The sequence below is a fragment of the Exiguobacterium sp. Leaf196 genome (assembly GCF_001423965.1).
Taxonomy (GTDB): Bacteria; Bacillota; Bacilli; order Exiguobacteriales; family Exiguobacteriaceae; genus Exiguobacterium_A.
On sequence record NZ_LMPV01000007.1, the window covers coordinates 108900 to 130953 of the forward strand.

General features: G+C 46.4%; 25 protein-coding genes. 8 read left to right on the forward strand and 17 right to left on the reverse strand.

Annotated elements, in window-relative coordinates; genetic code table 11:
• Positions 1-27: 27 nt before the first annotated feature.
• The 10 genes from ftsX to ASG02_RS09920 form a co-directional block, all read right to left on the reverse strand.
• A complete protein-coding gene (ftsX, locus tag ASG02_RS09875; RefSeq protein WP_056062989.1) occupies positions 28-927 on the reverse strand; it encodes a permease-like cell division protein FtsX in 900 nt (299 codons plus the stop codon).
• On the reverse strand, positions 917-1603 hold the full coding sequence (gene ftsE / locus ASG02_RS09880) for a cell division ATP-binding protein FtsE (RefSeq protein WP_056062992.1): 687 nt from the start codon (positions 1601-1603) through the stop codon (positions 917-919). The genes ftsX and ftsE overlap by 11 nt, the downstream gene beginning before the upstream one ends.
• 194 nt (positions 1604-1797) lie before the next feature.
• Complete coding sequence (gene cccB, locus ASG02_RS09885; protein WP_056062994.1) at positions 1798-2172, reverse strand: cytochrome c551; 375 nt, start codon at positions 2170-2172, stop codon at positions 1798-1800.
• Between the two features lie 115 nt (positions 2173-2287).
• Positions 2288-3157: a YitT family protein gene (locus ASG02_RS09890; RefSeq protein ID WP_056062997.1), complete on the reverse strand. Its 870-nt coding sequence runs from the start codon at positions 3155-3157 to the stop codon at positions 2288-2290.
• Between the two features lie 97 nt (positions 3158-3254).
• Positions 3255-3758: a GNAT family N-acetyltransferase gene (locus ASG02_RS09895; protein WP_056062999.1), complete on the reverse strand. Its 504-nt coding sequence runs from the start codon at positions 3756-3758 to the stop codon at positions 3255-3257.
• Complete coding sequence (locus tag ASG02_RS09900; protein ID WP_056063001.1) at positions 3758-4525, reverse strand: bifunctional 2-polyprenyl-6-hydroxyphenol methylase/3-demethylubiquinol 3-O-methyltransferase UbiG; 768 nt, start codon at positions 4523-4525, stop codon at positions 3758-3760. The genes ASG02_RS09895 and ASG02_RS09900 overlap by 1 nt, the downstream gene beginning before the upstream one ends.
• Before the next feature lie 60 nt (positions 4526-4585).
• Positions 4586-5686 (reverse strand): peptide chain release factor 2, encoded by a 1101-nt coding sequence (prfB, locus tag ASG02_RS09905; RefSeq protein ID WP_035410029.1) that lies wholly within the window; start codon positions 5684-5686, stop codon positions 4586-4588.
• A 68-nt stretch (positions 5687-5754) separates the two neighbouring features.
• The gene (secA, locus tag ASG02_RS09910) at positions 5755-8274 is read right to left on the reverse strand and encodes a preprotein translocase subunit SecA (protein WP_035410032.1); all 2520 of its coding nucleotides are present in this window, start codon (positions 8272-8274) and stop codon (positions 5755-5757) included.
• Between the two features lie 216 nt (positions 8275-8490).
• Complete coding sequence (gene hpf, locus ASG02_RS09915; protein WP_035410035.1) at positions 8491-9054, reverse strand: ribosome hibernation-promoting factor, HPF/YfiA family; 564 nt, start codon at positions 9052-9054, stop codon at positions 8491-8493.
• 279 nt (positions 9055-9333) lie between these two features.
• Complete coding sequence (locus tag ASG02_RS09920) at positions 9334-9534, reverse strand: cold shock domain-containing protein (RefSeq protein WP_035410038.1); 201 nt, start codon at positions 9532-9534, stop codon at positions 9334-9336.
• 251 nt (positions 9535-9785) lie between these two features.
• Between ASG02_RS09920 and ASG02_RS09925 the strand changes: the two genes are divergently transcribed.
• The 8 genes from ASG02_RS09925 to ASG02_RS09960 all read left to right on the forward strand — a co-directional run bounded on the left by ASG02_RS09925 (position 9786) and on the right by ASG02_RS09960 (position 16793).
• Entirely contained in the window at positions 9786-10292 is a 507-nt protein-coding gene (locus ASG02_RS09925; protein WP_056063004.1) for a competence protein ComK, read from the forward strand.
• 108 nt (positions 10293-10400) lie between these two features.
• Positions 10401-12254 carry a hypothetical protein gene (locus ASG02_RS09930; protein WP_056063007.1) on the forward strand — a complete coding sequence of 618 codons (1854 nt, stop codon included), beginning with the start codon at positions 10401-10403 and terminating at the stop codon, positions 12252-12254.
• A gap of 14 nt (positions 12255-12268) precedes the next feature.
• Positions 12269-12559, forward strand: a complete 291-nt coding sequence (locus tag ASG02_RS09935) for an EscU/YscU/HrcU family type III secretion system export apparatus switch protein (protein ID WP_029342503.1) — start codon at positions 12269-12271, stop codon at positions 12557-12559.
• Positions 12556-12948: a flagellar export chaperone FliS gene (gene fliS / locus ASG02_RS09940; RefSeq protein WP_056063011.1), complete on the forward strand. Its 393-nt coding sequence runs from the start codon at positions 12556-12558 to the stop codon at positions 12946-12948. Before ASG02_RS09935 ends, fliS (ASG02_RS09940) begins: the two co-directional genes overlap by 4 nt.
• Positions 12945-13826 carry a flagellin gene (locus ASG02_RS09945; RefSeq protein WP_056063015.1) on the forward strand — a complete coding sequence of 294 codons (882 nt, stop codon included), beginning with the start codon at positions 12945-12947 and terminating at the stop codon, positions 13824-13826. Before fliS (ASG02_RS09940) ends, ASG02_RS09945 begins: the two co-directional genes overlap by 4 nt.
• Positions 13827-13839: 13 nt before the next feature.
• Entirely contained in the window at positions 13840-14280 is a 441-nt protein-coding gene (locus ASG02_RS09950) for a YaaR family protein (protein ID WP_029342506.1), read from the forward strand.
• A 24-nt stretch (positions 14281-14304) separates the two neighbouring features.
• A complete protein-coding gene (locus tag ASG02_RS09955) occupies positions 14305-14967 on the forward strand; it encodes a DUF2225 domain-containing protein (RefSeq protein WP_056063017.1) in 663 nt (220 codons plus the stop codon).
• Between the two features lie 86 nt (positions 14968-15053).
• Entirely contained in the window at positions 15054-16793 is a 1740-nt protein-coding gene (locus tag ASG02_RS09960) for a GGDEF domain-containing protein (RefSeq protein ID WP_056063020.1), read from the forward strand.
• A 49-nt stretch (positions 16794-16842) separates the two neighbouring features.
• Here ASG02_RS09960 and ASG02_RS15710 read toward each other — a convergent pair whose 3' ends face one another.
• The 7 genes from ASG02_RS15710 to ASG02_RS09990 form a co-directional block, all read right to left on the reverse strand.
• A complete protein-coding gene (locus ASG02_RS15710) occupies positions 16843-17019 on the reverse strand; it encodes a hypothetical protein (RefSeq protein WP_167507588.1) in 177 nt (58 codons plus the stop codon).
• Between the two features lie 27 nt (positions 17020-17046).
• Positions 17047-17433 (reverse strand): hypothetical protein, encoded by a 387-nt coding sequence (locus ASG02_RS09965; protein ID WP_231496899.1) that lies wholly within the window; start codon positions 17431-17433, stop codon positions 17047-17049.
• On the reverse strand, positions 17397-17765 hold the full coding sequence (fliS, locus tag ASG02_RS09970) for a flagellar export chaperone FliS (protein ID WP_056063022.1): 369 nt from the start codon (positions 17763-17765) through the stop codon (positions 17397-17399). Before fliS (ASG02_RS09970) ends, ASG02_RS09965 begins: the two co-directional genes overlap by 37 nt.
• 15 nt (positions 17766-17780) lie before the next feature.
• Entirely contained in the window at positions 17781-19352 is a 1572-nt protein-coding gene (fliD, locus tag ASG02_RS09975) for a flagellar filament capping protein FliD (RefSeq protein ID WP_056063025.1), read from the reverse strand.
• Positions 19353-19369: 17 nt separating this feature from the next.
• Positions 19370-19714, reverse strand: coding sequence for a flagellar protein FlaG (locus tag ASG02_RS15435; RefSeq protein WP_082478690.1), 345 nt, complete (start codon positions 19712-19714; stop codon positions 19370-19372).
• Between the two features lie 25 nt (positions 19715-19739).
• The gene (fliB, locus tag ASG02_RS09985; protein WP_056063028.1) at positions 19740-20951 is read right to left on the reverse strand and encodes a flagellin lysine-N-methylase; all 1212 of its coding nucleotides are present in this window, start codon (positions 20949-20951) and stop codon (positions 19740-19742) included.
• Between the two features lie 101 nt (positions 20952-21052).
• Positions 21053-21886 carry a flagellin gene (locus ASG02_RS09990; RefSeq protein ID WP_056063031.1) on the reverse strand — a complete coding sequence of 278 codons (834 nt, stop codon included), beginning with the start codon at positions 21884-21886 and terminating at the stop codon, positions 21053-21055.
• Positions 21887-22054 lie beyond the last annotated feature (168 nt).

Below are 22054 nucleotides of genomic sequence, written 5' to 3' on the forward strand. Positions count from 1 at the left end.
CCTCTATTTTATTTTTGGGTAACTGATTTAAATCTTCAAGAAACGACCGAGTGATGTCGTTGATCCCCATACACCGATGAATGCACCGAGTCCGAGCAGGATTAAGACGACTTGTGCCGACAATTCACCTGGTGGAATCAGCGAGAATATTCCCGCATTCACGGTAGAAAGTTGGGGTTGGATCGCATTGTAGGAGACTTCGTAACCGAAGTAGACGACGACGATCGGGATGATGGCACCTAATATGCCCATCAATAATCCTTCGACGAAGAACGGTGCACGGATGAATCCGTTTTTCGCTCCAACGAGACGCATGATCTCGATTTCCCGGCGACGGGAGAAGATCGTGACTTTAATCGTGTTCGAAATGAGGAACATCGCCATGAACGTCAATCCGACGATCAGGATGATTCCACCGATCCGAACTCCTTCAAGGAAGCTAAACATCTTTTTAACATAGTCCTTACCGTATTCGACACTATCTACATTTTCCATTTTTTTGATGGAATTTGCAAGTGTTTCTGTCTCTTTTGGTGAGGTAGCTTTGACGATATATCGGTCGTGAAGCGGATTGTCTTTTTCAACCGACTGATAGGCTTGGGAACCTTCGCCAAGTTGCTTCTTGAAGCGGTCTAGTTCTTCTTCTTTCGAACTGTAACGAACAGAGTTGACGCCCGGCATCTGCTTGAGGGAATCACCTACTGAATCGATCTTCGACTGGTCTGCTTCTCGTTCGACGAATACTTGGATTTCAACGTCTTTTTCGACGTTATCGGAAATCTTGTTGACGTTGAACATGAGCATCGCGAATATTCCTACGAGAAGTAACGTGACGGTAACGGCACTGACAGAAGCGAATGTCATCCAGCCGTTCCGGACGAGACCTTTTGCCCCTTCCCGTAAATGACGGAATCCATTAAACTTCATAGCCGTACATTCCTTTCTCTTCGTCTCGGACGATTTTTCCTCCATCGATCGCTAAGACACGATGACGCATCTTGTTCACGATTTCCCGGTTGTGTGTCGCCATTACGACCGTTGTCCCACGGCGATAAATCTCTTCGAATACTTCCATGATCTCCCAGGCTGTATCCGGGTCCAGGTTTCCAGTCGGCTCATCGGCGATGACGAGTGACGGACGGTTGACGATGGCTCTCGCGATCGAGATCCGTTGTTGTTCGCCCCCAGATAATTCGTCCGGATAGTTGCGCTCTTTATGCTTGAGCTTAACGAGATCGAGTACTTCGAGTACTTTCTTCCGGATTTGTGCTTTGTCTTCCCCTACGACTTCTAGCGCAAAGGCGACATTTTCATAAACCGTCAGTGACGGGAGTAATTTAAAATCTTGGAAGATGACGCCGATTTGGCGACGAAGTTCGGGGATTTGACGGTTCTTCAACTTACCGACTTCGATTCCTTTAAACAAAAATGAACCGCTCGTTGGTTTCTCTTCGCGGTACATCATTTTCATGAATGTTGATTTACCCGCACCCGACGGACCGACGATATAGACGAATTCGCCTTGATTGATCGTTAAATCGACCTCACGGAGTGCCGTGACGCCGTTCGGATAAATCTTACTGATTCGTTGCATCTTGATCACGTACTTCACATCCTTACTTATTTACTGATGCTGAATGAATAGGTCCAAAAACCTACCGACCACCATTATAACAGGGACAAATTTGAACGCACATTACAATCAAATGTCATTTCAAGCGATTATACCATAAAAAAGAGGCACGAATGACGAACACATGTCGTGTGTGTCATCTCGTACCCCATCATATCCCATAATCATTTTTTAGCAGCGAGCCAGTCGGCAACAGCCATGATTTCTTTATCATCTTTCAGGATTCCAGCAGGCATTTGCCCCTTCCCGTTCTTGATGATTTTTTGAATCTCTTCTGAAGAATATTTCGAGCCGACTTTCGTCAAGTTCGGTCCGACGTTTCCTTCAAGGTTTTTACCATGACACGTCGCACAGTTGTTGGCGAAGATTTTCTCAGCATCTACACCGGATTGTGTCTTCGACGAATCATCGTTCATCGTTGACTCATCCTTCGTGCCTGACGATGAATCATCAGAACTCGAATCGTCACTACCACCACATGCTGCGAGCGCAAGTGTCGTTCCTAAGCCTAACGCGAGTAACAAGTTTTTCAGCTTCATCCGGATATCCCCCTCTTGTAAGTATCTACATAAACGCTACTGACCTAGTTAGAGTATAACCGTTATTCGGAGGAGTTAAGCGTGATTTCACAAAAACTTCACGTTTTAAGAACGATTACGGCACATTACGGTAACGTTTATCGTCTGTAAACCCGAGTCCGAGCACCTCATGGGCTTCACTGACGACGAGGAATGCCGATGGATCGATGTGTTTGACGATTTCCTTTAGTGTCGTGATTTCTCCTTGACGAACGACGACCATCAGCATTGGTTTGCGTGTCCGCGTGAACGCTCCCGCTGCCTCGATCTCCGTCGCCCCGCGATCGAGTGTCTCGAAGATTTCCTTCACTAACGCTTCCCGTTGATCGGAGATGATATAGGCAAGTTTGTCGTTCGTGATTCCGAGCTGGACGACGTCGATCATCTTGATCGTGATGAATAAGGCGACGAGTGCGTACAGACCGATTTCAAGTGAAAAAATCGTCGCCGCACTGATGACGATCGTGCCGTCAAGCAAGGCGATACACAGATGAAGTGGCAATTTCGTGAAACGATGCAGGATTTGCGCAATCAAATCCATTCCTCCGGTCGACGCTCGCCCCCGGAAGATCAGACCGAGTCCAATCCCGACCCCGGCACCACCGAAGATTGCAGCAAGCATCGGATTCATTGTCGCAGCCGGAACATCGAACCGCTCATATAGGAGAATGACGACCGGTAAGAAGATCGACCCGACGAGTGATTTGACCCCAAAGCCCATCCCGAGGATCATCCAACCGATCGCAAGCAAGACGACGTTCGCGACGAGTTGGAACAATCCTGGCGAAATTCCGAACAAATCGTTCAAGACGATCGATAAGCCACTGACCCCTCCCGAGGCGAGTTGGTTCGGTGCTAAAAATAAACTAAAGGCACTTGCGACGAACAAGGACCCGATTAACAAATACGCATAATCGCGCACGACTTCCTGACGTGTCGATGTCATGACATTCCATTTCCCCTTATCGATTAATTCTCGTGTTTCATTTTAGCGGAAAAGTCAAACAACGACTAGATAGGCGGAACAACTCACAGTGTTCCCTTTATACCGCACTAAAGGGCGGACTGTAGCGGACGATGCCGCTAACGCCGCGCAACCCATTTCGTTCAAGAGCAAGGACGAGAAAGACCTCTGGCGGAACGGGGAACGGCGGCTCAATACCGTAGTCAATCGCCCGTTCAAAGCCGAACTGTGGATAATAGCTGTCGTGACCGAGGACGACGATGTGAGATTCCCCGGCGTCACGCGCATCCTCGATCACTTGACGGATCAATTCAGAGCCGATACCCTTTCGCTGCCAAGCGGGTAGGACACCGACCGGCGCTAAGGCAAGCGATGGGATGTCATCGATATGGATCCGGCTCAACAGGACATGACCAACGATTTCTCCTTTATCAGTCACGGCGACGCGACCGAAGACTGGTTGCGCGGCTTCTTCCTCGCGTAACGCATCAACAAGATTCGCTTCGTTTGGTTGTTCGAATGCCGCTTCATGGACGAGCCGGATTCCCGTAGCGTCCTTGAAGCCTTCTTTACGGATGATCATTAGTTATTGCTCCCTTCAAGTGGTTTAGTTGCGAGAAGCGTGAACTCGGACGGGATGTTCTCACCGTTCCATCCACGATGCTCGTCGAATCGTTCTAATGTGAAACGTGTTTGAAGAATCCCATTTAAGATCTCACTCAATGTAAAATAGCGGACAGAAACGTCTGGAAAATCGACTTGCTCCTCATTCGTAAAGTGTGTCTTATACGCCAAGTCACCCGCTTGCAAGGCTTGATCGAAGTAGCGTGGTGTATACGTCAAATCAGCATCGATCCAGCGTCCGACCGGATGAAAATCACTAAGGATCAGCTGTCCACCAGGTTGCAAGATCGCAAAGAGAATCTGTAAAAAACGCTTGAGATCAGCAAAATAATGCAAAATCCCGCCTTCTAAGTAAAGGATATCAAAGGTATCGCGATATCGTTCAAGATCGATCGCATAGAGATCACCGACGACATACGTGATTCTTGTCTCAGCATGGTGCGCCAGTTCAAGCGCATACTTGGCATTCTCCTCTGAGATATCGAACACAGTGACGTCCGCCCCGAGTAACGCTAACGGAACCGCCTTGCGTCCGTTCGAACCACAAATATTCGCGATCGCCTTCCCCGCGACGTCTTCGAGATCATGTCGATGCTTCTTCAGGCATGCGGCTGGATCTTGTTTAATACGTGCAGCATATTCGGCTGGTGTCCCATCGCGTTTCTCCCAAAATTCATATGCTCGGTACTCCCACGCCTGTTTGTTGACCCAACTTTGCTTCTTCATCACGTTTCCCCCTTTGACGGTCAAAAAACCAGTCGAACATCGTCCGACTGGTTGGTTGTCTTACATATTCATGAGACGAAGGTACGCATCGATGAAGCCCATGATGTCACCATCCATTGCCCCTTGCGTGTTCCCGACTTCATAGTTCGTCCGGTGATCCTTGACCATGCTGTATGGGTGGAAGACGTACGAACGGATTTGGCTACCCCACGCGATATCCGATTTTTCACCACGGATTTCGTCGAGTTTCTTTTGTTGCTCTTCGATTTCGCGTTGGTAAAGTTTCGCTTTCAACATCTTCATCGCCGCTTCACGGTTTTTGATCTGCGACCGTTCTTGTTGACAAGAGACGACGACGCCTGTCGGAACGTGGGTGATCCGGACAGCTGAGTCCGTCGTATTGATGTGCTGACCACCGGCACCAGAAGCACGATACGTATCGATTCGCAAGTCTTCCGTGCGAACTTCGATATCGATGTCATCGTTGAATTCCGGCATGACGTCACACGAGACGAACGATGTATGACGACGGCCTGACGAGTCAAACGGTGAGATCCGGACAAGACGGTGGATCCCTTTTTCGGCTTTCAAGTAACCATAGGCATTGTGCCCTTGAATACGAAGCGTGACCGATTTGACACCGGCTTCATCACCGGGTTGGTAATCCATCGTTTCGACTTTCCAGCCCTGCTTATCGCAGAAACGTTGGTACATCCGGAGAAGCATTGATGCCCAGTCTTGTGACTCAGTACCGCCCGCACCTGGGTGTAACTCGAGAATCGCGTTGTTTGCGTCATATTCCCCGTTCAAGAGGATTTGTAATTCGAAGTCTTCGAACTTTTTCTTGAGGTCGCCGAGTTCTGACTCGAGCTCTTCTTGAAGATCCACATCCGGCTCTTCCTTGATCAATTCATACGTCAAGGCGACGTTCTCGTGACCTGCTTCGAGTTCTTTATACTTGTCGACCATCGCTTTTAAGCCGTTCGACTCATCGATGACTTTTTGTGCCGATTCCTGGTTGTTCCAGAAGTCCGGGTACGTCATCTCGTTTTCGAGTTCTTCAATCCGAGCAATCTTCGACTCAAGGTCGAGTGATGCCTTATATTCGTCGAGTTTCTTTTCCATCCACTCGGCGGTGTTGCGAATTTCTGCTAATTCCATGTAATCCACCTTCTCTTTCCGTGAAAAGAGGCAGGAATCTCCTGCCTCTCTTTCAGTCGATTCATCACTTATGCCTGACGGCCGTGACAGTTCTTATATTTCTTACCGGATCCACACCAGCACGGATCGTTGCGTCCGATTTGGTCGTTTGGATTTTTCCGGACCGGTTTTTTCTTGACCGCTTTGTCTTCCTTACCAGAAACCGCGACTTCGTCTTGGACGACTTTTTCGCGTTTGAGGTTCGGGTCGAGATCCGCACGAAGGACGAATTGTGTCACTTCTTCTGCGATCGCAGCGTTCATCGCATCAAACATCATTGAACCTTCCGATTGGTATTCACGGAGCGGGTCGTTTTGACCGTATGCCCGGAGGTGAATCCCTTCACGGAGTTGATCCATCTGATCGATGTGGTTCATCCAGTGTTGGTCGACGGCACGTAGGACGATGACTTTTTCGAACTCATCGAATGCTTCTGCTGGGACTTCTGACCGTTTGTGCTCGTAGTGCGCGAATGTGCGCTCTTTGAGCAACTCGATGATCTCTTCGCGTTCTTTTCCGAAGAGGTCGCTTTCCGTGACTTTCTCTTCGATTGCAAGCGTCTGGTTCGCCCACTCCGCAAGCGCACCAATGCTCCATTCTTCCGGTACGAACTCGACCGGCGTGTACTGATGGACACCTGCTTCGATCGTTTGCTCAATCATCGGACGGACGATATCTGACACGGAACCGGCATCGAGAATTGCTGCCCGGTCCGCGTACATGACTTTCCGTTGGTCCGCCATGACGTTATCGTAGCCGAGGACTTGTTTCCGTGCATCAAAGTTATTTCCTTCGACGCGTTTTTGAGCCGATTCAACGGCACGAGACACCATCCGACTCTCGATCGGTTGCGAATCATCCATTCCGAGACGGTCCATCATCGACTGCAGCGAATCAGAACCAAAGCGACGCATCAATTCATCTTCAAGTGAGAGATAGAATTGTGATGCACCTGGATCCCCTTGACGACCGGCACGACCACGGAGCTGGTTATCGATACGGCGTGATTCGTGACGTTCTGTCCCGAGGATGTAGAGACCACCTTTTTCTAAGACGCCTTGACCGAGCTTGATGTCGGTACCACGACCGGCCATGTTCGTTGCGATCGTGACCGAGTTCGCTTGACCCGCGTTCTCGATGATTTCCGCTTCACGTGCGTGGTTTTTCGCGTTCAAGACTTCGTGACGGATGCCACGTTTTTTGAGGATGTTACTAAGTAACTCCGACGTCTCGACGGCAACCGTACCGACGAGGACTGGTTGTCCTTCACGGTGGGCACGTTCGATTTCGTCTGCGACAGCAGCGAACTTCCCGTTCATCGTTTTGAAGATCAAGTCCGGCATATCGTTTCGGACGACCGGTTTGTTCGTCGGAACCGGTACGACGTGCATGTTGTAGATGTTACGGAACTCTTCTTCCTCCGTCTTCGCTGTACCGGTCATCCCGGCAAGCTTCGTATACATCCGGAAGAAGTTTTGGTACGTGATCGTCGCAAGGGTCATGGATTCGCGTTGAATCTCGACGCCTTCCTTCGCTTCGATCGCTTGGTGCAAACCTTCCGAATAACGACGACCTTCCATGACACGACCCGTGAATTGGTCGATGATCATGACTTCGTCTTCGCGAACCATATAGTCGACGTCGCGATGCATGACAGCGTTCGCCCGCAGTGCGAGGCTTAAGTGATGGTTGAGCGCAACGTGTTCGAGACCAAACAAGTTATCAATGCCGAAGTATTTTTCAGCCCGGTCGATTCCTTGCTCCGTCAACAGGACACTCTTCGTCTTGATGTCGACTGTGTAGTCTTCATCTGCTTTCATGATTTTCGCGAATGCATCTGCTTGCGAATAGAGCGCTGTCGATTTCTCGGCAGACCCTGAGATGATGAGCGGAGTCCGCGCTTCATCGACGAGAATCGAGTCGACTTCATCGACGACGGCATAACTGAGTGGACGTTGAACGCGGTCTTCTTTGTAGAGGACCATGTTGTCACGCAAGTAATCGAAACCAAACTCGTTGTTCGTTCCGTACGTGATGTCACAGCTGTATGCTGCTTGTTTTTCTTGACGCGACATGCTTGAGAGGTTCAAGCCGACCGAGAGACCAAGTGCTGCATAAAGCGGCTCCATGATGTCACGGTCACGTTTTGCGAGATATTCGTTGACGGTAACGACGTGTACGCCGTTGCCTGCGAGAGCATTCAAATAGACAGGGAGTGTTGCGACGAGCGTCTTACCTTCCCCGGTCTTCATTTCGGCGATATCCCCATTGTGCAGGACATATCCACCAATCAACTGAACGCGGTAGTGGCGCATGCCGAGAACGCGTGTTGACACTTCGCGACAGACCGCGAAGGCTTCCGGTAAAATATCATCTAAGTCTTCTCCGTTAGCGAGACGCTCACGGAATTCAACGACTTTCCCTTCCAGTTCTTGATCCGATAACGCACCGATTTGTGTCTCAAGCGCTTCCACAGCATCTGCTGCTTTTTCGGCTTTCTTCAGGACACGTTTCGTTGGTGCAAATAATTCTTTTAGAAAATTAGCCATGCCTTACAGTCCCCTTACTTCGAACGATTCTTTGAACGAACAGAATTCCGAGATTTTTCCTTTATTCAGTGTACCGAATACGACGTCAAATTTCAACAAGCGGACCAAGTAGCGGTCTCGGTCTTTTGTCGTAGAGCAAACGTACCTTGTTTAGAAATAGTTTTCCATCATATCAAAAAGGGACTCGCCCGTAAGAGCGAGTCCCTGTTGCATTCATTATTCTGGTTCAATCAAACCGTAACGACCATCCTTACGACGGTAGACGACGTTCGTGTTGCCCGTTTCTGCGTCTGAGAAGACGAAGAATGCGTGTCCGAGCATGTCCATCTGAAGAATCGCTTCTTCCGTGTCCATTGGTTTGAGTGTGAAACGCTTCGTCCGAACGAGTTCGAGTTCTGCCTCGTCCTCTTCATAGACTGGCGCTTCCGCTTCCGGTCCTTCGAGCGTTTTGAAGTACTCTCCGATGCCGCCTTCTTTAGCGCGCCCTCTCCGGTTCAATTTCGTTTTGTGTTTCCGGATCTGACGTTCGAGCTTATCGACGACGAGGTCGATTGCTGCATACATATCGCCATTGACATCCTCAGCACGGAGCAAGAGGTTTGGCATTGGAATCGTCACTTCGACTTTTTGCTTCTCATTGTTGACTTTGAGATTGACATAAGCCGTTTGCGCTTCCGTAGGAGTTGTAAAATAACGAGTTAACTTTTCAAGCTTTTTCTCGACGTAATCCTTGAGAGCATCTGTGACGTCCAAGTTTTCACCGCGAATGTTGTAGATCATGTAAACTCCTCCTTAAGTAACCGGTTGAACCTATGAATTCGAGATGCTCCAGTCGTTTCCTTCTGAATATTCGAAATTCTTCGGTTCGTTTTTATTATAGCACGATAAGTGAAGGAAGACCATGAGAACAATGACATTCTCATGAACGTTCACTACTGTTCTTAGCGTACGATAATATTGAAGCATGTTGATGTTAACGTATATACCCGTTCTATCCGAACTCAAAACAAAAACCGCTTTTAGGCGACTAGCCTAAAAACGGTGGCGGCTGCTATTGGATTAGATCTTTGAAACGTTCGCAGCTTGTGGACCACGATCGCCTTCAACGATTTCAAATTCCACTTCTTCGCCTTCTTCAAGTGATTTGTAACCATCAGCTTGAATTGCTGAGAAGTGTACGAATACGTCTTTAGCATCAGACGTTTCAATGAAACCATAACCCTTTTCAGCATTAAACCATTTTACTTTACCTTGTTCCATTCGAATTCACGTTCCCTTCGCAAACCAGAGTTCGAGAGCAAGCTCTCTACGGCTTAGTCTATCAAAAGAAGGAATTATTGACAATTAAAAATTCTGATTAATTTGAATTCAATCTGAAAAATGAATAATATTCCCTACTTATTGCTTTATATTTTAAAAAATCACATTGTCATTACAGTTGTACTATTGTATTATATCGTTAGTAATTACCTATTTTATCCATTGTCCTATCTTAAGGAGGATGTAGTCGAATGCGACCATTCCATAATGACGAAAAGTATCGAATCACGAAACGGACGGTGGCGATTCTCCCGTGCTACGACATGATGAAGCAATCCATCATCGTACTCGAGGATGGCTCGACCATCATGACCCCGCTTCGACCGTATCAACTACTGCAGCTTTCCTGCAGGCAATACAACAGTTCCATTGAGGAACGCATCGTGACAGCAAAACGTGTCGCATCTGTAAAAGGAAAAGTACCAGTCGTCATTGAACCGACACTCGGCCTCGTGTTTTTCCCAACAAAATCACCGAAACGTGATGATTGCGAGTGGTATGCTTGGAGCCACATGTCTGAAGTCATCGAGGAAGACGGACAGACGAAGCTCAAGACTCGTAATGGCATGATCCTTCCCGTAAACGCCTCTCCTTACATCGTCCTCAACCAAATGAAAGCAACTGGCGAGCTGATGGCTCGTTATCAACAATTGAACGCGATGACATTAGAGGAACGCTTTAATGCAATCAAATCTTAAAGAGTAACCGTAAAAAAATCAGGGTTGGGCGATGAATTCGCTCAATCCTTTTTGGTTTCTGCCGATATATAATGAGATGACAGTTTTAAAAAACAAGGAGGCTTCTCGATGAACATCCAATTGAATCCGGCACGTCCGGCGCAATCCCCTGGTCAGACGCCGCTTTTGGACACAAAGACCTATAAAGGGACGGTCCTTGAGCAGACTGGTCCGCATACGGCTCTCGTCCAGGTCGGTCGGGATAAGATCGAGATGACCTTCACAGGCGACGTTCCGACAGGTGATTTCCAGTTCAAGGTCAAAGGACAGACAGCAGAAGGTTACCTGATTGAACAACTAACACCAGCGACACCAGATGCGGAAACGCCACCTGTCCTGTCTGTTCCGTCAAATGTCGATCCCGCTTTGCTTGAAGGTGTACCTGCAGAACTGAAGCAAGCCGTCGCGAAGTTACTCGCAAGCGGTCAATTGCCGCAGACACCGGAAATCGTCGCCCAGCTTGTGACGGCACTGCAAGGAACGTACAAGGACTTAGCACTCGAACTCGTGTCGCGACCGGATACTGCACTGCCAGTTGACGCCGACGTCTTGATCGCAAGTCTCCTTGCGACAACGGAAGACTATTCGGACGTCCTTCCGGAGCACGACGCCTTAACGGAGCAACCGACGTTTGAAAAAGCCGTCGCCCTTGACGTCGCTCGTGTGACGCTACCGACGCAACGCGATATCGAGACAGCGTCATCTCTGCATATCCGACAATACATTGAACACGTACCAGCAGAGAAACGCCCGGCACTCGTCGCAACGCTCGAACAAGGCGAGATTGAGACGGTCCGCAAACAACTGGCGCCCTATTTCCCGCAAACACCGCTTGAGCCGAAGACAAGTGTCCGCGAGCAATTGATTGGTCTGACGGCACGGGCAAGTCAAACGGAACCAGTAACGGGGCAAACGGCACCGGTCCGCTCTGCCTTGACGCTTGTCCGCGAAGTGACGCCACGGCTTGCCGAAATCACGAACGATTTCAAGAGCCAACAGCGAACGATCGTCTCCCAACTTCGCCAGATCGAACCACTCGTCGAGACACGTCCAGTCCAGATGGTCGCCGTCATCGAGAGTACGGCGCAACGCTTAAAACAAGTCTTCCAGCAAACGGATGCTTTGTTACATACCTCGATGAAGGATGAAAAACAGCTAGTCCACTTTTTATCGAAACTCGAACGGGGTGCGGAACTGGCGTTACTCGGGCGTGGAACAGAGGCAAAAGCCGTATTACAAGAAGTCCGGGTTGCGTTTGAAGCCTTCCGGTATGCGCCAGCAAACGTTCGTCCGACTTACTTACCGGAGATGCAGGGACTACTGCCACAAGCGCCGTTTCCTTCGTCACAAACGGCACAAAAAGTCGTTCCATATGAGCCGCAACAGAACAGTCCACGTCTTTTGCAGGAAACCGTCCAAAAGACGCTTCAGCTCCAGACGGCGGAACTGAAACTGAGTACGCCGGCAGCAAATCCGGAAGCTGCCAAATTGCAGACGTTCCTTGCAGCACAACAGCAAGTCAATAAACCGGACAGTCAGCAACAGTTGAACCAGATTTTACTCGCCTTACCGGTCCAACTTATTGAAGCGACGGCAGGACTCCACGTCCATTTGCAAAATAAACGGCCGGACGAAGTGATCGACTGGGAAAACAATACGTTGTATGTCCAGCTCAATACGCCGCGCCTCGGGGAAATCGGTGTCCGGGTCGAGACCGTTAACCGAAAGATGCAGATCACAATCGAAAACGATCATCCGGTCCTTGAACAACTGGCGACCCCATTCCTCGACCGAACGACGGACGCCTTGCAAGCAACCGGTTACCAAGACGTCCGAATCCAGTTCCGTCCATTCACGCGTGAGCAAGTCACAGAAACCGTCAAACAAGACGAGACACCACGTGGCTATGACTACCTTATCTAAAAGGAGAGACCGATATGTATCAGAAAATCGACTTAACCGGACGCAAGACGGCTGCTGTCCTCCGCTACGATGAAGCATCCGGTCAAGCACCGGTCGTCGTCGCTCGAGCTAGCGGTCAAGCCGCCGATCGAATCCTGCAAGAAGCACGGGCGAACGGGGTCGCGATCGAACACGATACGTCCCTGCTCGGTCACTTGCTTGATCTCGACCTTGGGACAGCGATCCCACCGCAACTTTACGACGTGATGGCAGAACTGCTCTTACTGATCGAAGAACTCGACAATGCGAAAGGACGGCAGACATGACAGAACAAGAACTCTACGCGATGACCCCGCAACAGCTGACGGAAGTGATGTTGACGGGACTCGCCCTTCAATACGATCGCGCCATCCTCGCGCGTGACGCGAACCGCTTTGACGAAGTCAACGAACGCTTACAAAAAGCCTATCAGTTACTCGACAAATTGCAGGCGGGGTTACATGACGACGGTGGTATCATCACCGCACAGCTCGATGCCCTCTACCACTATCTTGCTGAGCAAACGTTACAGGTTTATAAGACGCCGCGTGTCTTAGACGAACTACTCGAACTGGCAGAAGACTTACGCGTCACTTGGCAAGCGGCACAGACCGTCGATCGACCACTCGTGCGCGCCGCACATCATCAACGATACGAAGGGATGGAATACGAATGAGAATCACGAACAACGTTCAAGCCTTAAAGGCTTATCGCAATCTCAGCATCAACCAGACGAACGTCAAGACGACGATGGATAAACTATCGAGCGGTCAGAAGATTAACCGGGGTGCGGATGATGCAGCTGGTCTCGCGATCTCGGAGAAGATGCGCAATCGCTTGAAGGCACTCGATAAAGCGGAACAGAACGTCCTCGATGGTGTCTCGATGATTCAAACGGCTGAAGGTGGTTTGAGTGAAACACATAACCTATTGCAACGGATGCGGGAACTGGCCGTTCAAGCTGGGAACGAAACACTTGCAAAAGAAGACCGATTAGCTATCCAAAGTGAGATAACGGCTCTTACAAATGAAGTTTCACGTATCTCAAAAACGACGCAATTCAATGGAAAAGAATTATTAAGTGGGAAATTCAAGAATACTAATAATGCAATATTCATCCAGACAAACGCGGGGGCAAACGAAGGGATCTCGATTACAATTGCGGATATGAGATCATCAGCACTCGGGATAAGTACTAAAACAAAACCAAACGTTGACGTCCCACCTCTTAACCCCAACGTCACTGAATATGCACTAAGTGTCATGACAAGCGCTGACGCAAATAAGGCAATTAGTCAATATACAAAAGCAATTGATAAGGTGTCTTTACAACGGGCACAACTCGGGGCGATCCAGAACCGATTCGAAGCAACGTCGTCCGTCCTCAGTGTCAGCGTCGAAAACTTGACGGCGTCGGAATCACGAATTCGCGACACCGATATGGCGCGTGAGATGATGGAATATGCGAAGTACAATATCCTTAACCAATCCGGGATGGCGATGATTGCTCAAGCAAACGCCCTACCGCAAGGCGTCTTACAATTACTCAACTAAGGAGGCAAACCCGATGGATATCCGCCGCATCCAAGAAACGCAACGACTCCAGTCCTTAAAAGGCGGTCCCCGTGAAGTCGAGGCATCGACGACGTTCTCTGCCTTGATGCAGGAGAAACGGGACCACAAAGGTTACGAGCGCCTGCAACAGAAGCTCGCGCTCGTCGAAGAACACGGTCAATTGCTAGCTGAGAGCCAGACGATCGAACATCTCGAAAGCTACAAAGAAAAGATCAAGGACTTCTTAAAAGATGCCCTCGACCAATCACAACAACTCGAAGAGAAGCGCGGCTTTAATCGTCGTGGTCGGACGAAGATTTATAAAGTCGTCGAGCAAGTCGACGCAAAACTCCTTCAGTTGACGGATACGGTCATCTCTGGCGAGTCGCGTCGGCTCGATATCCTCGACCAAATCGGCGAGATTAAAGGGATGCTCGTCAACGTCTTCGTGTAATCCAAATTAGAGGAGTTCCTCCATATGCCAGATCTATATTTTAAAAAATGTACCTGCCCCTACTGCTTGAAGATAACGGAAACAAAACGAGTCTTATCGAGGCATGCCCGTGTCGCTTCGACCGACTTTGATGGTTTCATTCGCTATAAAGGTTCCAACGTGTACCTTTATGAACCGGTCCAGTGTATCCATTGTCGGTTCTTCTTCCACGAATCATTCGGAAAGTTGTCGCCGGATGTTCGGGTGATGTTACAAGAGCACATCCTGTCGACGCTTCCTGTCTTACCATTCGCTAGTACAGAACGGACAATCGAACAGGCAATCCAGCTCTACAAGCTTTGTCTCTACACTGCTCAGTTGACAGAGCAAAAAGCAGCGATCCAAGCGATGCTTGGCGTTCGTTTATCCTGGTTGCACCGTTTAATCGGGCAATCAGAGGAAGAGAAACTTTGGGCGAGTCGAGCGATTGAAAAATATGTATCACTTTATGAGAACTACACGTCAACTCAAAAAAGTGGTATTCCGGAAGAGGTACTGCTACTACGGATCGCTGATTTATACGCTGTGACACAAGATAAAGAGCAAGCTCGTCTATGGTATGGTCGTTTATTCCACAGTCAAGAAGCTACAGACAAAATCAAAAAAGAAGCACGATCTCATTGGGAATGGGTTCAAGAGCAGGACTGATCCTTGTTCGTCATCAGACGGGACAAGGATTTTTTCACCACTCGTCGAAAGGAGCCAACACACTGTTTCAGGAAAGGAGGTCCGCGATGCGACCGATGTTACCAATTCTCTATTTACTCATTAGTTATAGACTGATGGTGCTCGTCAGCGCTACGCCATTCGTTCCGCTTGTCGCCGTTCTTGCGACACTTCTTGCTGTGACATTCGTCGCTGTTAAAGCCAGGCGTTGGTTCTTCCCTAAGCACCTAGAGCGTTCGGTCGGCATCGCGATTCTCTTGTTCGCAAGTGGTCTCTGGATCAATTTTACCTTGACCTTCTTTCCGCATCCGCCGGAAGTCGACTCTGCTGCCAACTTAACCTTGACCGCCTTTCTGATTCTGACCGCCATCGCCTTTGCCCGATTGATCGACTGGTCTTCGATTCGACATGCACGGTTACTTTATATTGATGGCGTGCTCTTGTTCGGGATGGTTTTTGTTTTCGGTTATACGGTCATCCTGCGACATTTACCAACATTCGCTCGCTCCGATATCGAGTTTGTCGTCATGCTTGGCTATGCGATCAGTTTCATTGCGCAGTTGTTCTTCTTTTTGATTTTGTATGCGACAGGACTTCGTGGATTGGCACACAGACGACTGATTCGGGCGATGATGGTATTCATCTTGGCGAACTTCGGCTATTACACGTTCTTTATTCGTGATGAGTTGACGTTCGCTGCTTGCTTCTTCCCGCTTTATGCGGTCAGTTTGCATGAACTAGCTGTCTATTTCAAAGATGTTCCACCGAAACAGCCGGCACGCGATCGACTCGGAAGACCATATTTACCGTATATCAGTCTGCTCGTTCTGTTGACGGGCATCACGTTCCTCCCGATGGCGCAGGATGTCTACTTCCCGACGCTGATCATCTTGTTCTCGTTGTTTATGTTCCGGCAATTTTTCTCCGAACGTCTCAATCGCCAACTGCTGACGGAACTCGAGACGTTCGAAGTCGATTTGACACACCGGATAGACCGCCATACGGCGCAACTCGAACTCCGGAAGGAAGAGTATCGCCGCCTGTTCCTCGCCCACCCACAACCAATCGTTCGCTTCGACGGCAACGGGCATGAGAAAGCGATGAATCCGGCAGCAGAACTCTACTTCCCGCACGGGTATGTTCCTGATGCGTTAGTCGATCAATTGATTGTGGCATTCCTGAAGCTCGAAACTGGTGAAAAACAACTATTGATGCGTCCCGTCGACGGACGAACGTTTGAAGTAACGTTGATTCCGATTCCTGGTGAGTCTGATCTTTACGTCATCCTATCAGATTTGACCGAAGCCTTATCGCAAGAAAAGTGGCTTCAGGAACTCGGCTATCACGATGCATTAACGGCACTTCCGAATCGCCGTTACTTCGAGGATCACCTTGGATCGCAGCTAGCAACCTTAACCGAAGGATCACTTTTGTTCATCGATCTCGACGGCTTTAAACAAATCAATGATTGCTATGGACATGATGCTGGGGACTATGTCCTGCAGGAGACAGCACGGCGCTTACAACTAGATTTAACGCATGACGATTTAGCGGCACGACTCGGGGGCGACGAGTTCATCGTCTTCCTCGCTAGTCATCGCGCGGGGACGATCATCTACGCCGAGAACCTCCTCCTTCGCCTGAACAATCCGTTTTTCTTTGGCGCGATCGCGATACACGTCACGCCATCAATTGGCATCGCCCGTTACCCCGAGGATGGTCGGACGACGAGTCTGTTATTGATTTGTGCTGACGAAGCGATGTACACCGTCAAACAAGAAGAGAAAAATGCGTATCGTTTTAAATGAACGGCAAAATGCCCTATCCACGGAAATGGACAGGGCACTTTTCATGAGTTTACGACTCACGACGATATTTTTCTTCTTCATAGGCATCTGGTGCATCGGAGACGGGACGTTCGAACTCTTCCCACGATTCCGATTCGACGTCTGGTTCAATAAACTGATCGTACGAGCCGTCCGATTGGAAATACGGCTGCGGTACGGAACGTTTTTTGTCTTCCCGCTTGGTCACGAAAGATCCCTCCCTCACACAAGAAAGTTACTGACGAGAATCAAAATATGGTGAAAAACTATGATCGACTTCCTCATACGGATCGACGTACGATTTACGACTCGTTTGCGTCTGACGCAACTGACTGATTTGTACCCCTAATTTAGCCGTTTCTGCTGATAATTTCAAGTCGATTTTTCGACTATCAGCGACGAGTTCCTGGATGACGGCTTGGTTGGCACCGGCTAGCAGATTCGAGTGTGCCGCAATGAATGCTTCTCGTTCGTTCAGCAGACCTTGAATCTTCTCGATCCATTCGTCATACGTCTCTTCATTCGGCGTTTGATCAAGTAGTTCGATCAATCGTTTCGTCTTCAGGCGAAGCGGATCAAGCGGACTCATCGTTGCCGTGCGAGTTTCATCGCTTCTTTCCACGTCTCGCGGAATTCTTCGGCAAAACCGATGACTTCGTCGATTGCAACCAAATCATTTTTGACGTTGGCATCAATCAAGCGTGTTTGCATATAGTCATAAAGACTGTTCAAGTCTTTTGATAGGGCAATCGATTGATTGAGCGTTAATTGCAATTCCGTAATGATCGCTTGCGCTTTTTGGATATTCGTATTTTTTTGTTCGATCATCTTCTGCTCAATTGCTCGTTTTGCAAGCATCGAGAATTTGATCAATCCTTCGTATAACATCAACGTTAAATCTTGAGGTAACGCCGTCGTTACCGAGTTCGTCTGATACGTCGCATAAGGGTTCATCGCGTTTCCTCCTTTTTATTGTCCTTGTCCAAGATAACCAGCAAGCGTCGCCGACTGACTGTTTGCTTGATTCATCGCCTGTTCCATTGCCGCGAATCGCCGATAGTAACTGTCTTCTTTTCGTTTTAGCTTGTCTTCCCATGACAGCATACTCTTATCGAGATCAGCGAGTGATTTTCCAAGTCGATAGGTCGTCGCAATCGCTCCGTCACGCCCGGCGACTCCAGAAATCTTATCGCGAAGCGTCGTTGCGAAGCCTTGAATTTGTCGGACAAACCCATCTAGTCCATTGGAATTCGGAATCGTATTTCCTTGGGCATCTTTCGTCGGTTCCGGGGCGTCAGCTGTAAACAATTTATAGATGCCTTCCGGCTGTTCTTCAAGCATCTTCTTCAGTTTCGCTTCATCGATTTTCAACTTCCCGCCGTCACGAAATTCACTCGTTGAAGTGATGCCAATTTGCGACATGTACTGGAGTTGGATCGTATCCGTACCTGACGTATATGAGTAACCCGTATCAATTTTCGACGAAATCACACTACGGAACTGATTAAGTCCATCCTGCAAGTAGCTATCGTTCTTCAGAATCCCACTCATCGCTTTTTCTTCCCATTTTTTTACTTCGTCTTCACTCAATTCTTTACGTTGCGCATCCGTCAACGGTTGATATTCGCGATATTTCTCTTCACGAATCTTTTTGTTCATCTTATCGATGACGTCGTTATATTTATCGACGAAATTCTTGATTGAGTCAAAGTTTTTTTGTGTATCAAGCGTCGTATTAATAGTCGTCGTTGTCGTCGTGACGTTATTTAAGGTGATTGTCAGACCGTTCTGAGTGAACGTATTCGTCGTTTGTTCGAGTTGTTGTCCACCAATCGTGTATTTCGCGTTCTGTCCTTCACGACCGAACGTTCCATCCTGCGAATTGATCTTTGCGGTATTATTCGAAGCATCGACGATGGAGATATCGACACCTGCGGGATTTAAATTACCGGTACTCGTTTTCGTTAAGACAAGTTTCCCCGTCAAATCATTGAAGACGGCGTTCATCCCGAGACTTGTTTTACCATTGATTGCTGCTGTTAAGTCAGAAATCTTTTGTGTTGCGTCAAGCTTCAACGTCTCCGTCACCGCTTTACCTGTCGCATCGAAGGTATTGATCTGCACATTAATTTTCCCGTCCGCGTCCTTCGTGAACAATCCACTTTCTTCGAGTGTCGCAGCACTCTTTTTTCCGCTTGCTGCAACGAGTGTTACCGATGCAGCACTCGCAAGTTGCTCAATCTTATCAATCGTTACACTACCGGCCGGCGCTCCCGGACTTGCCGTTACCGTCAATGCAGTCGGATTCGAGCTCATGACTGTCTTTGATTGATAGTTCTTAGATAACAGCATATCGCTTGCTGCTGTTCGAAATTCAAGTAAAGAACGATTTATTTCACGGTACGCATCTCGCTCCCAAGTTAGTATCTGCTTTTTTTGAGAAAGTCGATCAACGGGTAAACGCTCAGCTTGCATTAGTTTTTTTATCATCGCCTCTGTGTCAATACCACTTGCTAGACCACTCAAACGAATTGCGGTCATTATAGCCACCTCTTTATCTATATTTTTTTATTTATTAATTGATTAAATTCCATAAATTCGGCAAAGAAGTCCAATTCTTTTTTACTTGGAATTTCTTGAATTACATTATTATCAAAATCAACTAATTGAATATAGTATTCATTTAATTTTTCGTGCTTTACAAATCTCAAATCTGTATGTTGTTTTTCTAACTTTATATTAGCTACTTTTATAAAATCCTCTAATTCATTATCCCCTGATGAATTTAATTTCACTTGGTTCTTTGGCTCATTTTCTTTTTCTATACTATTAACGTTTGTATTAGAAAAATTATTATTTAAACTGATAACGCTCGATAAATTTTTATTAATCTCAAGAGACATTTTTCCTCCACCTCAATTGATATAGTTAATTTTTTATTAAAAGCGTTACATATTGAAATTTAATCATGTCTGAATCTCTCATTTTCTTTAGTACATCAATAAAATAAAAAGTGTTATGTTCAAATGTTTTTGAAAGTGATTGAATTAATTTAATAGTCATATCTTCATCAATTTTATTATGAAATGCCCCCATGCCTATCAAATGATTTTTTATCAAAAGAAAATGTGTGGTCAATTTAACAAAACTTTCATATGGTTTTTCAGCATCAATTGGAAAACAATTTTTAAAAACATAGTTAACTAAATAGTTTTCTAATATGTGTGAGTTTTTATTTATAAAAGGTTTATATATCTCATTAAATTTATTTTTATAATTTTTTATAACAACTTCTTCAGATACACCATTTTCTAGTAATAATCCCTTTTGCGTTTCGCTAGAGCATTCAAGATATCTTTTGGAAGATATATCAGCAGATAATCTCAACACTAATAATTCTCTGAATAATTTCAATTGCAAGTCTTCTCTTTTATCAATGTTATTTAAATCATTTTTTATCTCTAAACTATCAACCATATTCAAAAATACACCAATAAAACTTGGTATTTTATGAATATTTTGATTATCTATATTTTCTTCAATCTCTTGCATTAGCATTCCAACTAAAATCAATCTTTCTTCAATTGTATATTCTCTTTTTTGTAATATATATACTGTAGAATATCTATATTCTTCGAATAAGTCTTGCCAACTATAAATTGATTTTATGTTTGTTTTTATATTAGATGAAATTAACTTATTATCAGTTCTATCACCTTTTATCTTTTCAAATTTTATCCCTTCTGGATTGAGTAGTATTTTTCTTGCAGCTTCAGGACAAGAAACAGTCATTGATTTTTCAACAGTATTATTTATAGAATTAAATCGACGTGGGTACATTGAACAAGTGTTACTTAAATATTGTTCACCTAAATCAAGTTGTACACCACACAATTTATCTTCAGTTAAAAAGGTACAACTATTTCCTTTCATTTTGACATAACCGAAATCCGCTTCTGTGTTACTAGATAAATTTTTTTCAACACCACTATTAATTTTATTTTTTTTAGGAAGTTTTTTGTATTTTTTGAACGTTTTTTTATCAATTGGTACATTCCATCCTGCACAACAAGTGTCTTCACATAAAGATCCTATACAAGAGAACTCTTTATAGTAATCTGGAGCTAGTGTATTATCCATGATCAAAATCTCCTTTTTTTGTAAAATGAATATATTTATTTAAATACAAATAGGGAGGTTCGCCTCCCTATTTGTATTTATCTAATATATTCATTTTGTGTTTAACGAAGTAATTGTAAAACACCTTGTGGCTGTTGGTTTGCTTGAGCTAGCATAGCTTGTGCAGCTTGAGCAAGTATTGAGTTTTTCGTTTGGTTCATCATCTCTTTAGCCATATCAACGTCACGAACACGAGATTCTGCAGCTGATAAATTTTCAGAAGAAGTTTGTAGATTTTTAATTGTATGCTCTAAACGATTTTGTGCCGCACCCAAGTAACTACGACCTGAAGATACTGATGCAATTTGAGTATCTAATGTAGCAATTGCAGTTTCCGATTTTGTTTGATCACTAATATCTGCAGCTGCCAAAGCTGTATTAACTGCTGATAAATCAATGCCAGCCGTATCTAATTTCAAATCAAATACCTGGTCTTTATTTGCGCCAATGTGTAGTTTAACAACACCAGCTGTTCCAGCTGATTTATCCAAAAGATTTTGAGTATTGAACTGTGTAGTAGAAGAAATTCTTTTTACTTCTGTAGTTAATTGATCAAACTCGTCTTTCAATGCAGTTCTATCCGCAGCAACGTTTGTGTCGGAAGACGACTGTACAGCAAGCTCGCGCTGACGTTGTAAAATATCATGCACTTCATTTAAAGCTCCTTCAGCAGTTTGAATCATAGAGATACCATCTTGTGAGTTTTTAGAAGCCATATCTAATCCACGAATTTGTCCACGCATTTTTTCAGAAATTGCAAGACCCGCAGCGTCGTCGCCTGCACGGTTAATACGTAAACCAGAGGCGAGCTTTTCCATCGATTTTGATTGAGCATTTGTTGCCGCTCCTAGTTGACGATGAGTGTTGAGAGCAGTAATGTTGTGATTGATAATCATTGTAATTTCCCTCCATAGGATAAGTTTTTTGTCTCTTCAAAGATCCGTCTTCTCCGAGATGTGCCCCCTGGCCGGCCCAAGGGTGACACGGTAGAATTAGTCGATGACTGCTTCCACCTTATATATCGTCGTCTGCTCGAAATGTTTAACAACTTTCTTCAAAAAAAT

What these genes read in the sequence shown, in the direction of transcription:
- hpf (WP_035410035.1), bottom strand. Translation starts at nt 9,054, where the DNA reads ATGATCTACAACATTCGCGGTGAAAACTTGGACGTCACAGATGCTCTC.
- ASG02_RS09890 (WP_056062997.1), bottom strand. Translation starts at nt 3,157, where the DNA reads ATGACATCGACACGTCAGGAAGTCGTGCGCGATTATGCGTATTTGTTA.
- ASG02_RS09950 (WP_029342506.1), top strand. Translation starts at nt 13,840, where the DNA reads ATGGATATCCGCCGCATCCAAGAAACGCAACGACTCCAGTCCTTAAAA.
- ftsX (WP_056062989.1), bottom strand. Translation starts at nt 927, where the DNA reads ATGAAGTTTAATGGATTCCGTCATTTACGGGAAGGGGCAAAAGGTCTC.
- ASG02_RS09925 (WP_056063004.1), top strand. Translation starts at nt 9,786, where the DNA reads ATGCGACCATTCCATAATGACGAAAAGTATCGAATCACGAAACGGACG.
- ASG02_RS09895 (WP_056062999.1), bottom strand. Translation starts at nt 3,758, where the DNA reads ATGATCATCCGTAAAGAAGGCTTCAAGGACGCTACGGGAATCCGGCTC.
- cccB (WP_056062994.1), bottom strand. Translation starts at nt 2,172, where the DNA reads ATGAAGCTGAAAAACTTGTTACTCGCGTTAGGCTTAGGAACGACACTT.
- fliD (WP_056063025.1), bottom strand. Translation starts at nt 19,352, where the DNA reads ATGACCGCAATTCGTTTGAGTGGTCTAGCAAGTGGTATTGACACAGAG.
- ASG02_RS09900 (WP_056063001.1), bottom strand. Translation starts at nt 4,525, where the DNA reads ATGAAGAAGCAAAGTTGGGTCAACAAACAGGCGTGGGAGTACCGAGCA.
- fliB (WP_056063028.1), bottom strand. Translation starts at nt 20,951, where the DNA reads ATGGATAATACACTAGCTCCAGATTACTATAAAGAGTTCTCTTGTATA.
- ASG02_RS09930 (WP_056063007.1), top strand. Translation starts at nt 10,401, where the DNA reads ATGAACATCCAATTGAATCCGGCACGTCCGGCGCAATCCCCTGGTCAG.
- prfB (WP_035410029.1), bottom strand. Translation starts at nt 5,686, where the DNA reads ATGGAATTAGCAGAAATTCGCAACACCGCCGAGTGGATGGAAAAGAAA.
- ASG02_RS09945 (WP_056063015.1), top strand. Translation starts at nt 12,945, where the DNA reads ATGAGAATCACGAACAACGTTCAAGCCTTAAAGGCTTATCGCAATCTC.
- ASG02_RS09990 (WP_056063031.1), bottom strand. Translation starts at nt 21,886, where the DNA reads ATGATTATCAATCACAACATTACTGCTCTCAACACTCATCGTCAACTA.
- ASG02_RS09960 (WP_056063020.1), top strand. Translation starts at nt 15,054, where the DNA reads ATGCGACCGATGTTACCAATTCTCTATTTACTCATTAGTTATAGACTG.
- ASG02_RS09955 (WP_056063017.1), top strand. Translation starts at nt 14,305, where the DNA reads ATGCCAGATCTATATTTTAAAAAATGTACCTGCCCCTACTGCTTGAAG.
- secA (WP_035410032.1), bottom strand. Translation starts at nt 8,274, where the DNA reads ATGGCTAATTTTCTAAAAGAATTATTTGCACCAACGAAACGTGTCCTG.
- ASG02_RS15435 (WP_082478690.1), bottom strand. Translation starts at nt 19,714, where the DNA reads ATGTCTCTTGAGATTAATAAAAATTTATCGAGCGTTATCAGTTTAAAT.
- ASG02_RS09920 (WP_035410038.1), bottom strand. Translation starts at nt 9,534, where the DNA reads ATGGAACAAGGTAAAGTAAAATGGTTTAATGCTGAAAAGGGTTATGGT.
- fliS (WP_056063011.1), top strand. Translation starts at nt 12,556, where the DNA reads ATGACAGAACAAGAACTCTACGCGATGACCCCGCAACAGCTGACGGAA.
- ASG02_RS09935 (WP_029342503.1), top strand. Translation starts at nt 12,269, where the DNA reads ATGTATCAGAAAATCGACTTAACCGGACGCAAGACGGCTGCTGTCCTC.
- fliS (WP_056063022.1), bottom strand. Translation starts at nt 17,765, where the DNA reads ATGAACCCTTATGCGACGTATCAGACGAACTCGGTAACGACGGCGTTA.